The sequence below is a fragment of the Nocardioides sp. genome (assembly GCF_035547795.1).
Lineage (GTDB): Bacteria > Actinomycetota > Actinomycetes > Propionibacteriales > Nocardioidaceae > Nocardioides.
Genome location: NZ_DASZUF010000182.1, coordinates 12,770 through 27,150, shown reverse-complemented (window position 1 = coordinate 27,150; position 14,381 = coordinate 12,770). Strand labels below are relative to the sequence as shown.

6 protein-coding genes are annotated in these 14,381 nt (G+C 71.8%); 3 read left to right on the top strand and 3 right to left on the bottom strand.

Translation table 11 applies throughout. The features are described 5' to 3' along the window. Positions 1-312 precede the first annotated feature (312 nt). Positions 313-681: a hypothetical protein gene (locus VHA72_RS13660; protein WP_325576116.1), complete on the top strand. Its 369-nt coding sequence runs from the start codon at positions 313-315 to the stop codon at positions 679-681. Between the two features lie 60 nt (positions 682-741). Here VHA72_RS13660 and VHA72_RS13655 read toward each other — a convergent pair whose 3' ends face one another. After that, the gene (locus VHA72_RS13655; protein WP_325576114.1) at positions 742-3,162 is read right to left on the bottom strand and encodes a hypothetical protein; all 2,421 of its coding nucleotides are present in this window, start codon (positions 3,160-3,162) and stop codon (positions 742-744) included. Positions 3,163-3,258: 96 nt separating this feature from the next. Here VHA72_RS13655 and VHA72_RS13650 point away from each other — a divergent pair, with 96 nt between their 5' ends. After that, entirely contained in the window at positions 3,259-4,674 is a 1,416-nt protein-coding gene (locus tag VHA72_RS13650; protein ID WP_325576113.1) for an SDR family NAD(P)-dependent oxidoreductase, read from the top strand. A gap of 174 nt (positions 4,675-4,848) precedes the next feature. Here the strand turns inward: VHA72_RS13650 and VHA72_RS13645 are convergent, their stop codons facing one another. Next, a complete protein-coding gene (locus VHA72_RS13645) occupies positions 4,849-8,430 on the bottom strand; it encodes a CDP-glycerol glycerophosphotransferase family protein (RefSeq protein WP_325576112.1) in 3,582 nt (1,193 codons plus the stop codon). 47 nt (positions 8,431-8,477) lie between these two features. Between VHA72_RS13645 and VHA72_RS13640 the strand changes: the two genes are divergently transcribed. Then, positions 8,478-11,588: a bifunctional glycosyltransferase/CDP-glycerol:glycerophosphate glycerophosphotransferase gene (locus VHA72_RS13640; protein WP_325576110.1), complete on the top strand. Its 3,111-nt coding sequence runs from the start codon at positions 8,478-8,480 to the stop codon at positions 11,586-11,588. A 226-nt stretch (positions 11,589-11,814) separates the two neighbouring features. Here VHA72_RS13640 and VHA72_RS13635 read toward each other — a convergent pair whose 3' ends face one another. After that, positions 11,815-14,358: a bifunctional glycosyltransferase/CDP-glycerol:glycerophosphate glycerophosphotransferase gene (locus tag VHA72_RS13635; protein WP_325576108.1), complete on the bottom strand. Its 2,544-nt coding sequence runs from the start codon at positions 14,356-14,358 to the stop codon at positions 11,815-11,817. Between the last annotated feature and the right edge of the window lie 23 nt (positions 14,359-14,381).

Genomic DNA, 14,381 nt, shown 5'->3' with positions numbered 1-14,381 from the left:
CCGCACGTACAGTGCGTCATGTCGAGGTCTTCAGTTCTTCAGGTTGCTTGGTCGCTCCTGATCCTGAAGACCTCGTCGTCGTTCCGGCGGCTACGCCACGCCGGACGCCATCAGCCTACCCACGCTTAGATCCGAAGAGCCGACAACACGGACGATGACGTCTTCGTAACTCCCACCCGCTGGCCCGCCCCGCCACCGTCGCTGACCGGCGCGACCGCCTTTACACCTTACATTGACGCCAAGCACGGAACCATCCAAGTCCGATACCGGTACAACGGGACCTATTCACTTACGACGTACAACCTAGCAGCGATGAAGGCCTACATCGCCGGGACTGGGCCCGCGCCTGCGCCGCTGGGCACATGGACCCCGACAGACCCCTTCACCACTGGTACGAACCACTTTATGTCGGGGCATGCGCTCGACGGTCAATACTCATATGTCTGCTGGTACAACGAGGATGCGGGAACCAATCAGATTCATCGATACAACTACAACGATCAGAGTAGCCAGTCTTCCGGAAACCTCACCTTAAACACCGGATACGCCCACAAAGAACTCGAGGGTATGGCGATCCGCTACTCCGCTGGCACGCAATACCTTTACTTCGGCGTCAACGACGGCGCCGTCAGCGGAACACATCTGTTCAATCTAGGGTATTTCGTAGGCAATCCCGTGTGACGCGAGTGCCGGCCGAGCACATGCTCGGCCGGCGGAGTGTACTCGCCCGGTTGTTGTCACTCAATCCCTTTTGAAAGCACGAGATGCCTTCCGCCGGATTCGGCTCCGCAATTCGGCGACCAGGTCCCGGGCGCTGAAGCCTGCAAGCAGCCCAGTCGACGGCGGAACTTCCGCGGGCTGGGGCGATCGGGGCGGGCTGAAGTTCCAGGAACGGCCGCTCGCCTGCGAAATGACACCCGCAAGCGCCTCGACGGCTGCCTCGATCGGCACGCTAGTGACATCCTCGTGGACAGGCTCGTCGGCACCGCGCACCCGCGGCGGCCGCATCAACAGGTCGAGATCACCCACGACCCGGACGCCGCTGTCCGCGATCTCGCGGACATGCCGCTGCATGTCGTCCATGACCCGCCCGAGCGCCCACTCCGGGATGGCGAGCCGCTGCTCGTCCGGCAGTGGGGCGCGCGTCTGCAGCATGCGCAGTGCCGCGCCGTTGGCTACGAGGCGTTGATAGTCGCGCCACGCCAGGTCGTTCGCGCGCAGCACCTTGTTCAACTGACGCAGCATCTCCAGCTCCGGCACGGAGAGGCTGCGATTCGAGCGCGAGAGACCCCCGGAGACGAAGATCCCCGGCGGGAGACCGAGCATCTTCTCGAACACAGTGAAGACGAAGTCGTGGTCGGCTGGATCGAGCACGATCACAGTCACGTTCTCGGGACCTGCCGCCTGTGCCCAACGCCGTACGAGCCAGCCCTGGTCGTGGCGAATGTGCACCCGCTCGATCCGGTCCTGGGGCCGCGGACGAGCCAGGACTCCGGCGAGCCAGTCGTCGAAGAGGCCGACGTTGCCGGCCTTGTTGTGCTCCTGCCAGATCGAGGGCAGCATCGAGCCGTAGGCCCGCAGCGTAATGACGACGTGGATACGCTTCCCGATCGCCTCGACGAAGCGCTTGGCCGTCGCGTCATCAGCACCAGCCGCATACTCGTGGCCCATCAGAATCCGACGTTCGTGATCCGCCTCGACCTCAGCCATCAGCGCGTCCCATTTGGCCATCGCGGCTTCGTCGCTGGCGCCGGGCTGGCCGACCCATCCGATCGACCGGCCGACGAAAGCGGCGACCTCATGCCGGTGGGAGCGTCGGGGACCTGGATACCGTACGCCGTGGGCGAGCAGCTCCGCACGATGGTCTGCCGCCGCAGCCTGGAGAGTCGTGGACGCCGTCTTGGGCGGCCCAATGTGGAACAGTCGCGCGCGGGGTGGCAGCAGAAGGTCGTCGGGCAGTTCGCGGTTCATCAAGGATGACCATAACGGGGGATTCGGTGACGCTCGTCGCCCCGACGGCGCGGGAAGCTCCTGCGCGTTCTGCCCCGAGGTCCGATCGAGGGTGGTCACATGCCGATCGGGGACAGCGGCGGCGAGCAGCCCGGCCAGCGCCTCGACGGCCGCCTGGATCGGCACCGTCGCGACGTCCTGATGGGCCGGCTCGTCCTCGCCGCGCACCCGCGGGCGCCGGGCGAGCGCGCCGAGGTCGCCGACGACGCGTACGCCGCTGGCACGGATCTCCTCGACATGGCGGGCCGCCTCCGCCAGCACCGGCTCGACCGCCCACGCCGGCAGCGCCAGCCGCTGCTCGTCGGCGGCCGGGCGACGCGCCGACAGCATCCGACGGGCGGCGCCCCGCACCACCAGGCGTTGGTAGTCGCGCCACTCCACGCCGGCGTCACGGACCACCTGGTTGAGCCGGCGCAGCAGCTCCAGCTCCGGCACCGACATGCTGCGGTTGGCGTAGGCGCCCTCGCCGCCGCCCAGCAGGCCGGCGGGCAGCCCGAGCATCGCCTCGAAGGCGGCGAAGACCAGGCCGTGGTCCGCCGGGTCGATGACCACCACGGTGACGTTCTCGGCGCCGGCCGCAGCCGCCCAGCGGCGGACCAGCGCGCCGTGGTCATGGCGGCGGTGGAACGTCGCGGCCAGGTCGTCGGGCCGCGGGGTGGCGAGCACGCGGCGCAGCCAGTCGTCGAAGATCCCGGTGTTGCCGGCTTTGTTGTACTCCTGCCAGATCGAGGGCAGCATCGAGCCGTAGTCGCGCAGTGTGATGACCACGTGCGTGCGGGGGCCCAGCGCCTGGACGAAGCGGGTCGCGGTGGCGTCGTCCGCGCCGGCGGCGTACTCGTGGCCGAACCAGATCCGCCGCTGACCCTCGCCGTCGATCTCGGTGAGCAGCGCATCCCAGGCGCCTCGATCGGGCGGGATGGAGCCGGGCTCGTGCGCGGCGCCGCCGTACCCGATCCGGCGGCCGAGGAACGCCGCCACCGCCGCCCGCTGCGACTTGCCCCGCCCCGGGTAGCGCACGCCGTGCTCAAGCAGCTCGGCGCGGTGGGCGGCCGCGGTGTTCTGCAGCGCGGTGGAGGCGGTCTTCGGCGGGCCGATGTGGAACAGCCGGACACGCGGCGGCAACAACAGGTCGGGGCCGACGGGCTCGCTCATCGCCGGTGATCCTACGGCGCGCGGCTGTCAGGTCGACGCCGGCCGTGTGGGAAACTCGCCTGCGTTCGTCGAGGAGCACGAAGGCTGAGGAGCGACATGGCGAAGCTGCGCAACGTGGCGGTACTGCTGGCGGGGGGTGTCGGCACCCGCGTCGGGCTCGATCTGCCCAAGCAGCTGATCAAGGTCGCCGGGATGCCGATCATGGAGCACACCCTCGGCATCCTCGACGCACACCCCGAGGTCGACGAGATCGTCATCATGATGGCGCCCGGTCACCTCGACGCGGTGCACGCGATGACCCGCGGCGGGCGCTACCCCAAGGTGAGCAGGATCCTCGAGGGCGCCGGCACCCGCAACGACACCACCCAGGCGGCGCTGGCCGCGCTCGGTGACGAGGACTGTCACGTGCTGCTGCACGACGCGGTCCGCCCACTGCTCTCGCACCGGATCATCAGCGACTGCTTCAAGGCCCTGGAGTCCTACCAGGCCGTCGATGTCGCCATTCCCAGCGCCGACACCATCATCGAGCTGGCCGACGACAACACCATCGCCGACATCCCCGACCGGTCCCGGCTGCGCCGCGGCCAGACGCCGCAGGCGTTCCTCGCCTCCACGCTGCGGGCGGCGTACGTCGAGGCCAACCAAGACCCCGACTTCAAGGCGACCGACGACTGCTCGGTGGTGCTGCGCTACCTGCCCGGCGTGAAGATCTGGGTGGTGGCCGGCGACGAGCAGAACATGAAGGTCACCGAGCCGATCGACGTCTACCTCGCCGACAAGCTCTTCCAGCTCAACGCGCACCAGCCGCTGCCGGACAACACCGACTCCGACTACCGGGACGCGCTGGCCGGCAAGACGCTGGTCGTCTTCGGCGGGTCCTACGGCATCGGCGCCGACATCGCCCGGCTCGCGGAGCGGTACGGCGCGAACGTGGCGGCGTACTCCCGCTCGGCGACGAAGACCGACGTCGCCCGCCGGGCCGACATCGCGGCCGCCGCGGCCGACGCCCTGGAGCGCTTCGGCCGGATCGACTTCGTGGTGAACACCGCCGGGGTACTGCCGATCAGCAACCTGGTCGACACCACCGAAGAGACGATCTGGTCGGCCACCGAAGTCAACTACATCGCCCCGATCCTGATCGCCCAGGAGTTCCACCCGCACCTGAAGGCGACCCGGGGCTCGATGCTGCTGTTCACCTCGTCGTCCTACACCCGCGGCCGCAAGGGCTACAGCCTCTACTCCTCGGCGAAGGCCGGCACCGTCAACCTCACCCAGGCGCTCGCCGACGAGTGGGCCGAGGACGGCGTGCGGATCAACGTGGTCAACCCGGAGCGGACCGGCACGCCGATGCGCACCAAGGCGTTCGGCGAGGAGCCGGCCGACTCGCTGCTGGCCTCCGAGGCGGTCGCCCGGGCGTCGCTGGACACGCTGATCTCCAGCGGGACCGGCCATGTGGTCGACCTGCGCCGACTCGACCCGATCGCGGCCGCGCTCGCCTCCGGCCTCGAATAGGGGGTTCCCCACCCCCGAGTCGGGGTTTCCGCACCCCCGAGTCGGGGTTTCCCCACCCCCGAGTCGGGGTTTCCGCACCGCCGAGTCCGGGATTCACCACCTCCGCCGGACAAGAAGCCCGATTCAACGGTGAAAAATCCACGATTCGACGGTGCGGAAACCCCGATTCGCGGGTCAGTCGGTGAAGAACGCCTTGACCACCCGCTCGGCGGCCTGGCCGTCGGCCTTGTAGTTGTACTTGGCGTTGAACGCGGCGATCCGCGGCGCCCACTCGCGCGCCAGGGCGTCGATGTCGCCGAGCGCGTGGATGACCTGGTCGGCGGTGTCGAGCAGCGGGCCGGGCGCGGTGTCGCGGTAGTCGTAGAGGAAGCCGCGCACGCCACCGGTGTAGGACGCCAGGTCCGGGACCAGGAACACCATCGGCCGCCCGGTCAGGGCGAAGTCGAAGCGCAGCGAGGAGTAGTCGAGTACGGCGGCGTCGGCGGCCACGATCAGGTCGTTGATCTCCGGGTACGTCGTCACGTCGATCAGCCGGGCGCCTTCGCTCCGCTTGAGCGCGGACGCGTGGAACCGGTGGCCGCGCATCAGCACGACGTAGTCGTCGCCGAGCCGGCGGGAAGCCTCGGCCACGTCGAGGTGGTGAACCGCCTCGGCCTCGCGCCAGTTGGTGGCCTGGTCGTCACGCCAGGTGGGCGCGTAGAGGATCGCCTTCTGGTCCGGACCGATGCCGAGCCGCTCCCGCGTGGCCGCCCGCCGCTCGACCGCGGACGCGTCGACGATGGCGTCGTCGCGCGGGTAGCCGTCGGCGTGGATGGGCCCGTCGTAGCGGTACTCGGTGCGGTAGTAGACGTCCATCTCCGGCGCCGGGGTGAGGATCAGCGTCCAGTCCCGCGAGGTGCGGCCGAGCTCGAGCTGGATGCGGCGCTCGGTGTAGCCCTTGGCCCGCCACATCCGGATCCCCATCGACTTGGCCGGATAGCCGTGGAAGGTCTGCAGCACTCGCTGCTCGGGCCGCGCCACGAACCAGCGATCGGGATCGATGTTCATGCAGACGTACTTGGAGGTGGTCATCACCCGGTAGTACTCGCGCGAGCTCATCAGCACCGGCACGCCACCCTCGGGCACCCACGAGGACGAGTCCGCGACACCCCAGTAGATCGTCAGCTCGGGTCGAGTACGGCGCAGCACTTCGTGGATGGCCAGCTGGGAGTCGGTGGCCGAGGCGCCAGCGTAGGACTGCAGGTAGACCGCGTGCTCGTCGATCGGGCCGGGGCGCTGGGCGGCGGCCTGCAGCCGGCCCTGGTTGAACGGCCCGCGCTCGTCGTCGAGCAGCGGCCGGATCAGCCACACCCCGTGCTCGCCGCTGCGCAGCGTGGTCAGGTACCGGTAACCGTGCGCGACGGTGTGCTCGGTGAACGCCGCGATCACCTCCGCGCCGAACAGCACGTGCCCCGGACCGCCGTCGGCGGTGACCTCGAAGGTGTAGAAGCCTTGCGGGATCGGCCGCGCGCCCAGCCGCCACTCGTCCCAGCGGGTGCTCAGCTCCGCCCGGCCGTCGAGGATCGGCGCGGACGGGCTGACCCGGTCGCCGTGCAGCGTGAGGCTGGCGCCCGACGCGGCTGCCCCCAGCCAGTGGCCCCGCACGTGCAGCACGTCAGGTGCCAGCCAGACCCGGTCCACCACGAAGGTGCGAGCGGCCTCCACCACGTCCACGCCGCCGTCGGTGCTGCGGCCCAGCGCGACCGCGCCCTGACCGACCCCGAGCCAGTCGCCGTCCGCGCGGTGGTCACCGTCATCAGCGGGCCAGGCGATGCCGGTGGTGCCACCATCGGCAGTCTCGGCGAGCAGCCGCCAGCGCAGATGCTCCTTGCCCTCCCAGGGAGCGGGTACGTCGAGACTGAACCGGCCGTCCGCGGCCACGTCGGCGCGGTGCGACAGCCCGGCCATCTCCACCCGGACCGCCTTCGCGGCGCCCTCCAGCCGGCCCAGGACGCGCCGGCCGGAGACCGACGCCTCGGCAAGCGCGACGCCGTACCCGGGACGGACGGTGACCGCGAAGATGCTCGCGTCGCGGCCCACCACGCCGACCCGGCGCCGGGCCGGACCGACATGTCGCAACGGCAGGTGGGGCGTGCTCACCAGCTCGGTGATGCCCCGGTCGTCGAGCCGGGTGACGCCGCCGGTGCGACTCAGACCCTGACTGTGCAGCGTGACCTCGAGCGACCACGACCCCTCCCCGGCCGCGGCGAGCGCGGCGGCGTCCACGGTGACGGTGAACGTGCCGTGCGAGACGTCCTGGTAGCGCCGGCCCTCCAGCCGGCTGTCGACGGCGCGGTCCTGGTACTGCCGCACCGGCAGTACCAGCCGCCGGCCCTCCGCCTGGCGATGCCCGACCAGCGCCACCGCCAGCTCCGGGGCCTCGGGCAGCTCGACGAAGTCCGGATAGGCCAACAGGTCGATCTCGAGCGTGGCGGGGCCGGCCCAGCGCACCGCGCGCGCCTCGACCACCAGCGGCGTCTCCGAGTCTGGCATCAGGTAGCAGTCGTCGGGCACCCCGATCACCGGGTCGCCGCGGTAGGGCAGGTCGGCGACGACGGCGCCGTCGACCACGCTGGTACGGCGCTCGCCGCGCTGGAACAGCCGGTCGACGACGTACTGCTCCAGCTCCGGCCGGCGGTCGTGCCGCAGCAGCCACAGCTTCACCTTCGACTCGGCCTGCAGCGTGCCCCACATCTGCTCACCGGCGGCGTCGAGCAGCAGGCCGACGTGCTCGCGCAGCTTGGCCCACTGTTCGTCGGTGGCACGCTCGGCGTCGTCGACGAACGGGATCACGGCGGTGTCGAGCACACCCCACAGCCAGGCGTCGGTCACCGCCGCGAGGCCGAGCCGCTCCAGCTGGGCCTGCGTGGCCTGGTGCTCGGCCAGCCAGTCGTCGAGAGTGCCGAGGATGTCGAGCACCGACCCGACCGCGACGCCGTCGCGCCGATCGGTGGGCATGTAGACGTCCTCGGCGAGCAGGTCGAAGCGGCCGGCCGCGGCGTAGGAGGCCAGGGCGACGTCGGTCCCAGTGGGGCGACGGGGATCGAACCGCACACCGGCGCGCTCCCAGAAGCTGCGGCGCCACATCCGATTGCCCAGGCCGAGGTCGGTGGCGGCGATCGGCGCCTCCACCAGCGTGACGCCAGCGCGGTGGACGGTGTGGGCGGCCCCGAACGGCGAGTCGACGACCGGCAGCGGCGTCTGCGGCGTGCGCATCCGGCCGACGGCCAGGTCCGAGCCGCTGGCCTCCAGCGAACGCAGCAGTCGACCGATGCCGTGCACCGGCACGTTGTCGCCGCCCTTGGCGAAGACCAGATAGTCGCCCTTCGCGGCCGCGGCGCCGCGATTGCGGGCGCCGGCGGCGTCGGCGGCGGTGGCCCGCGGCAGGATCAGCCGCCAGTCGGCGTCGGCATGCTCGGCGGCGACCGCGCGCACGCTCTCGCACCGGCCCCAGGGCTCCAGCCGGATCTCGAGGTTGCGGTGCGCCTGGTTGCGCAGGTCCCACAGCAGCGGGCCGATCTTGGTGGTGTCCTCGTCGCTGATCGCGACCACCACGCTCACCAGGGGGCCCTCGAAGCCGGAGCGGAACCGGCGGGAGAGCCTGCCGATCGGGCCGCGGATGCTCCGGGGCGACGCCTTGCCGGCATCCCGCAGGGCCTGGATGACACGCTGCCGCGAACGCAAGCGCCGTACTCCCTCGTCGTGCTGATCGGTCACTGATCGGTCACGTAAGGCTACCCGGACCGGGGCCTTAGGATCGCTTCGTGCCCCGGCTGAAGACGCGACTCGGCTCCCTCTTCGGACGGTCCGCCGAGGCCGCCCCGGTGCTCTCGGTGGTGATGCCGGTCTACGACGTCGCGGCGTATCTGCCCGAGTGTCTCGACTCCATCCTCGGCCAGACCCTGACCGAGCTGGAGGTCATCGCCGTCGACGACGGGTCGAGCGACGGGTCGCTCGCGATCCTGGAGGAGTACGCCGCCCGCGACCCGCGGCTGCACGTGCTCCGCCAGCCCAACGCCGGCCAGGGCGCGGCGCGCAACACCGCGATGCCGCACGTGCGCGGAGAGTTCCTCACCTTCGCCGACAGCGACGACGTGGTGCCGCACGACGCCTACGAGACGATGGTCGCCACCCTCCGGCGCACCGGCTCGGACTGGATCCTGGGTGGGGCGCAGCGCTACACCCACGGCCAGTTGCTGGAGGTGGTCCGCGGCACGCTGGTGCACGACCGCGACCGGCTCGGCGTGAGCATCGACGACTTCCCGGCGGCGCTGCAGGACATCATCCCGGGCAACCGGATGTTCCGCACCGCGTTCTACCGCGACCGGGTGCCGCCGTGGCGCAGCGACGTGAAGTACGAGGACCAGGTGCCGTGCCTGGCGGCGTTCGTGCGGGGGAGGTTCGACGTACTCGCCCGGGTGACCTACCTGTGGCGGATCCGTGAGGACGCCACCTCGACCACGCAGCAGAAGACCACCGAGGCCAACCTGCACGACCAGCTGGAGGTGATGCGCGAGTCGCGGGAGCTGATGCGGTCCGAGGGCTCGGCGGCCGCCTATCAGGCCTGGGTCGGCCGGATGCTCGGCGTGGACCTCAACGGCTTCGTGCAGCCGGCGCTCGGCGCCTCCGACGCGTTCCGCGACGCGCTCGCCGACGCCTACCGCGAGGTGCTGGCCGACGCCTCGACCGAGGCATACGGCGCGATGACCGTCTCGGCCAAGGTCCGCACCCACCTGATCGCCTCAGACGACTGGGCGGCGGTGCTCGACTACGAGCGATGGGCCCAGCTGTACGGCCGGGTGCCGCCCACCCGGGTGGTCGGCGGTCGGGTCGTGGCAGCGCCCGCCCCGCCCGGGCCGTGGTCGGGCGTGCCGGAGACACTGTGGGCGCTGGGCGAGCAGGAAACCCCGCTGCGGGCGGCCGTGCACGCCTGCTCGGTGTCGGCGGGCACGCTCGTGATCGACGGGTACGCCGGAATCGGCGCGGTCGACTCCGCCACCTATCCACCGACCGTCGAGGCCTGGCTGGGGCAGGTGCCGCTGGCCGTGACGATGAGAGTCGACCCCAACGCCGACGCGTGGGCCAAGGATCTCAACGCCGGCTTCACCCACGGGGCCTTCACGGCCACCGTGCCGGTGCCGGCCCTGCCGCTGGGCACCGCGGCGCTGCGGGTACGGGTCACCCAGGCGGGCGTGGTGCGCGAGGGCGCGGTGACCGAGGTCGCCGAGTGGTCCGGCGCGGCCCGGCTGACCCCGCTCATCGCCGCCGGACGGACGCTCACGCCGACCCTGGCCGAGGGCGGGATCAGCGTCGCCGTGGCCGAGGACCCGACGCCGGTCGCGGTCGAGGACCGAGCGCGGCTCTACGTCACCTCGGTGGTCGTCGCCGACGAGATCGAGATCGGGGTGCGGGTCGAGGGCCTGACCGCCGAGGAGGTCGGCACCGCCCGGCTGGGCACCAAGGACGTACTGCTCGCGGCCGCCTCCTCCTACGACGGCGCGGTGCTGCGCTTCCCCACCCGAGTCTCGCTGCCGGGTGCGCCGGAGGTGGCGCTGGAGCCACGCGGGGCGAGCATCCGGGTGCTGCGCCCCGGGCATCCGCCGGTGCTGGCCGAGCCGGATCCGGCGCTGTTCGGCGTACTGCCCCTGCACGCCGTCGGCCCCGACCTGCGGCTCTCGCTTCGGCGGCGGCCCAACGGACAGGCCGCGATCGTGCTCGGCGCGCCGCTGACCCTCGACGAGGTGACCCGGCACGGGCGAGGCCGGCTGCGGACCACCTACCGGACCGCGCCGGTGCCGCCACTGGCCGACGCGGTGCTGTTCCAGAGCGACGAGGGCCATCGCGTCGACGGGCCGGTGCTGGCGCTGGACGCCGCGCTGGCCGAGGCCCGGCCGGGCTGGCAGCGCTACTGGAGTGTGCAGAGCCACCACACCGCGGTGCCCCACGGCGCGATCCCGGTCGTGGTCGGCTCGGCGAGGTGGTACGACGTGCTCGCCGCCGCACCGCTGCTGGTCGCCGACTCACCGTTCACCGAGTGGCAGGCGAAGCGGCCGTGCCAACGGTTGGTCCAGGTTGCGCCGGGGTGGCCGGTCTCCTCGCTGGGCGCCGCCTACGCGGCCGAACGCGGCCTGCCCGTCGGGCAGGCGGCGCTGCAGTCCGACCTGGTCCGGCAGTGGGACCTGCTGGTGGCGCCGTCGCAGGCGGCCGCCGACCTCTACCGCCGCGAGACCGGCTATGCCGGCGAGGTCGTCCTGGCCGCGCCGCAGACCGACCTGCTGGTAGCGCCACCGGCCGGGCTGCGCGAGCAGGTGCGGGCCGCGCTGGGACTGGCCGACGACGCGGTCGCGGTGCTCTACGGTCCCACCTACCGCGAGTCGCGGTCCCACCGAGTCGACGCCGCGCCGATGTACGACGGGCTCGACCTCGCCGACCTCGCCGCCCGGCTCGGCCCGGGCTACACCGTGCTGCTGCGCGCGCACCGGCACGACCGCCGCGCGGCCGAGCGGCGGACGCTGCGCACCCCGGTGCTCGACGTCACCGACTACCCGCGGCTGGGCGAGCTGCTGCTGGCGGCCGATGCGGCCGTCCTGGACTACGGCGCGATCCGGGCCGACTGGGCGCTGACCGGCCGACCGACGGTCTTCTTCACCCCCGACCGGGCCGAGTACGAGGCCGTCCGCGCCCCGCTGGTCGACTACGAGGCCACGCTGTGCGGTCCGCAGGCGGCGACCACCGCCGAGGTGGCGGCGCTGCTCGGCGACCTGCCGGCGCTGCGGGCCGCCGGTGCGCCGCTGGCGGCCCGGGTCGGCGCGGAGCTCAATCCGGCCGCCGACGGGCGGGGCGCGGCGCGCGTTGTCGAGTGGCTGCTGGGCTGAGCGCGGCGTAGGCCGGTGGCGCGGCGAGGTAGCCGTGGCGACCGGCTCTCGGGGGCGTGTGCTCGGGGGCGCTGCTCCCGGGCCTCTGCTCCCGGCATGTAGGCACAAGGACGCAAGTCTGCCCCTATGCCTACGCGCCCGGCACCGGTCGGTTCGACGCGCCCGGCGAGTGCCTCGATCCGCGGCAACCACGACGCCCAACCACGACGCCCAACCACGACGCCACTCACAACAGCGCGTCGAGCACCGGGCGCTCGGAGGCCAGCACGGCCTGGGTGACCCGCTCGCAACAGCCGCCGTCGCGCACCGGGAAGGTGGCAGCGATCCGGGCGGCGTAGGGCTCGGCCGAAGCAACGCCGGCGTCGAGTTGGGCGACGGCGGCTGCCACGGCGTCCTCGACCGTCTCCACCACCGGCCCGAAGCCGTCGCGGCGGTAGTCGTAGTAGCCCTGGCCGCCGACGTGGTCGCCGGCGAGCACGCGGTCGGCGTCGAACTGGTAGTAGAGCACCGGACGTTCGATGTAGGCGGCGTTGAACGCCATCGAGGAGTAGTCGGTCACCAGGAGCGCCGAGCGCGCGACCAGGCGGCGCACGTCCGTGCCCTCGTAGCGCACCGGGCGCACATGGTCGGGCAGAGAGAGCAGCGGCAGCGCCTGCTGCAGGTTGGGGTGAGGCAGAAACGCCAGCGTCAGGCCGTGCCGCTCGCATGCCTCGGCCAGCGCCGGCGAGGAGAGGAACTCCAGCCACCGCGCCACGAACTCCGAGGACAGGAACTCCGGCGCCACCTCGTCGCGGCGTTGATGCTCGGCGGCCTGCGGCGGGATCAGCCAGAACCGCCAGGTCGGCGCGACCAGCACCAGGTCGCGCTCGGTCACCTCCCGGCCCACGTCGAGTAGCCGGTCGAAGCGCGGCAGCCCGGTCATCACCGTCTCCAGCTCGGTGTAGACGTAGCCGGTGTGGTCGCCCACGATCGAGGCGTGCTCGGCCGGCGTCGAGGTGACGAAGACGTCCAGCGGGCGGCGGTTGAGCCAGCCGGAGAGGTCGTCCTTGATGACCCCGTGCTGCAGGAAGGTGGTGCGCCAGGTCGGCGGCGCGAACGCCAGCGCCGGCGGTCGCGACACCGCCGGGTCCGGATGGGTGGTGACCAGGTGCCGCGCGTTGAGCATGAGCAGCTTCCACTCCTGGCTGCCGAACGCCACCAGCCGGTCCCTCGCGGTACGGCGCAGCCGCGCCCAGTCGGCGGTGCCCTTCTCCAGCACGAACCACGCGTTGATCTCGGGGTGGTGCTCACGCAGGTGCCAGAACAGGTGCTCCGCGGAGTCGTCGGCATCGTGGATGCGGTCGATCAGCACCCATGCCCCGGCGTACTTGCGCGCCTTGCGCCCGGTCGCGGCCTCGAGCAGCCTGGCCTCGTCCGCGGTGGGCTGGCGCTCGGCGTTCGGCACCAGTGGCGAGGGGGTGGGCGCGAGCGCGCGCCGCAGCTGGGCCGGCCGCAGCGTCGAGTGGGCCCGGCGCGGCTCGGCCGTCACCACCGGCACGTCGGCGCCGCCGAGCTGCAGCCGCACCGAGGACGTGGTCGGCAGCCATACGATCCGCTCGCGCACCCGGACCTGATCGTGCGAGACGTGGTCGCGGACCTTGGCATAGCGCGGGGTGACCTCGGCCCCGCCGACGAAGAGCCGCTCGGCGGGGGCGTCGCCGGTGTAGAGGTAGCTCAGCCGCATCAGCCGTCGATCCGGGTCGACCTTGTCGACGACCGCCTCGGCGGCGTGCCAGGGCTCCGGCTCGTAGCCGTGCAGCAGCAGGGCCCGGTTGTGCGGGCGCAGCTGCCGCCAGGCGAAGCGCTCGATCGTCTCGGCCGGCAACAGCGCGACGATCTCGCCGACGAGCTGGTGGAAGCGCTCGGCGATCGGCCCCTTCGCGGCGGTGCGGCCGTCGCGGGCGTCGTGCAGGGAGAGGTACCAGGACAGCTCGTAGACGATCAGCGTGGCCAGCCACCCGGGCACCTCACCGGCCGCGGCGGCGCGGCGGAGCAGGTCGAGGTGGCCGTGCTCCAGGGCATCGGTGTAGCGGCGCGGGTCGCGCAGGCTCCGCTGCATCGTGGAGGAGCCGTCGTCGCGCTTGCGGTAGTGATAGCGCGCCGACTTCAAGAACCCGACCTGCGGCCGAGGCGAGGCGAGCAGGTAGATCGAGGTGAAGTGCCCGTCCTCGAAGTTCGGCCGCACCCGCAGGTCGAAGCGCAGCCCCAGCTCCTCGATCCGGGCACGCCGGAAGAAGCCGGCGTGCGCACTGCCGAAGAAGTGGTCGGCGAAGACGGTGAGGTCCTTGACCGTGTCGCCGTCGGCGAACCGCGCCCGCAGCGGATGGGTGTTGGTCAGCTCGCCGGTGGCGTCGTCGAGCATCCAGAACGCCGCCGCGACCAGGTCCACCTCGGGATGTGCCCCGGTGAACGTCGCGACGGTCTCGAAGTAGCCCGGGTCGATCCGGTCGTCGGGGTCGGTGAAGGTGACCCACTCGCCGGTGGCGTGCTCCAGTCCCAGGTTGCGCGCGGAGGCCTGGCCGCCGTTCTCCTTGGTCAGCACGACCACCTCGAACGACCCCGTCCGCGCCCACTCGCTCAACCGCTGCAGCGACCCGTCGGTGGAGCCGTCGTCGACCGCCACCACCTGGATCCGCTCGTGCGGATAGGTCTGCGCCTCCAGGGAGCCGATGAACTCGTCCAGGTACCGCTCGACGTTGTAGACGGCGGTGACGAGCGAGAAGGTGGACATCGCCCCGAAGGCTACCGGGGCAG

Coding starts and splice junctions, on each gene's coding strand:
- VHA72_RS13660 (WP_325576116.1), top strand. CDS start 313: ATGAAGGCCTACATCGCCGGGACTGGGCCCGCGCCTGCGCCGCTGGGC.
- VHA72_RS13655 (WP_325576114.1), bottom strand. CDS start 3,162: ATGAGCGAGCCCGTCGGCCCCGACCTGTTGTTGCCGCCGCGTGTCCGG.
- VHA72_RS13650 (WP_325576113.1), top strand. CDS start 3,259: ATGGCGAAGCTGCGCAACGTGGCGGTACTGCTGGCGGGGGGTGTCGGC.
- VHA72_RS13635 (WP_325576108.1), bottom strand. CDS start 14,358: ATGTCCACCTTCTCGCTCGTCACCGCCGTCTACAACGTCGAGCGGTAC.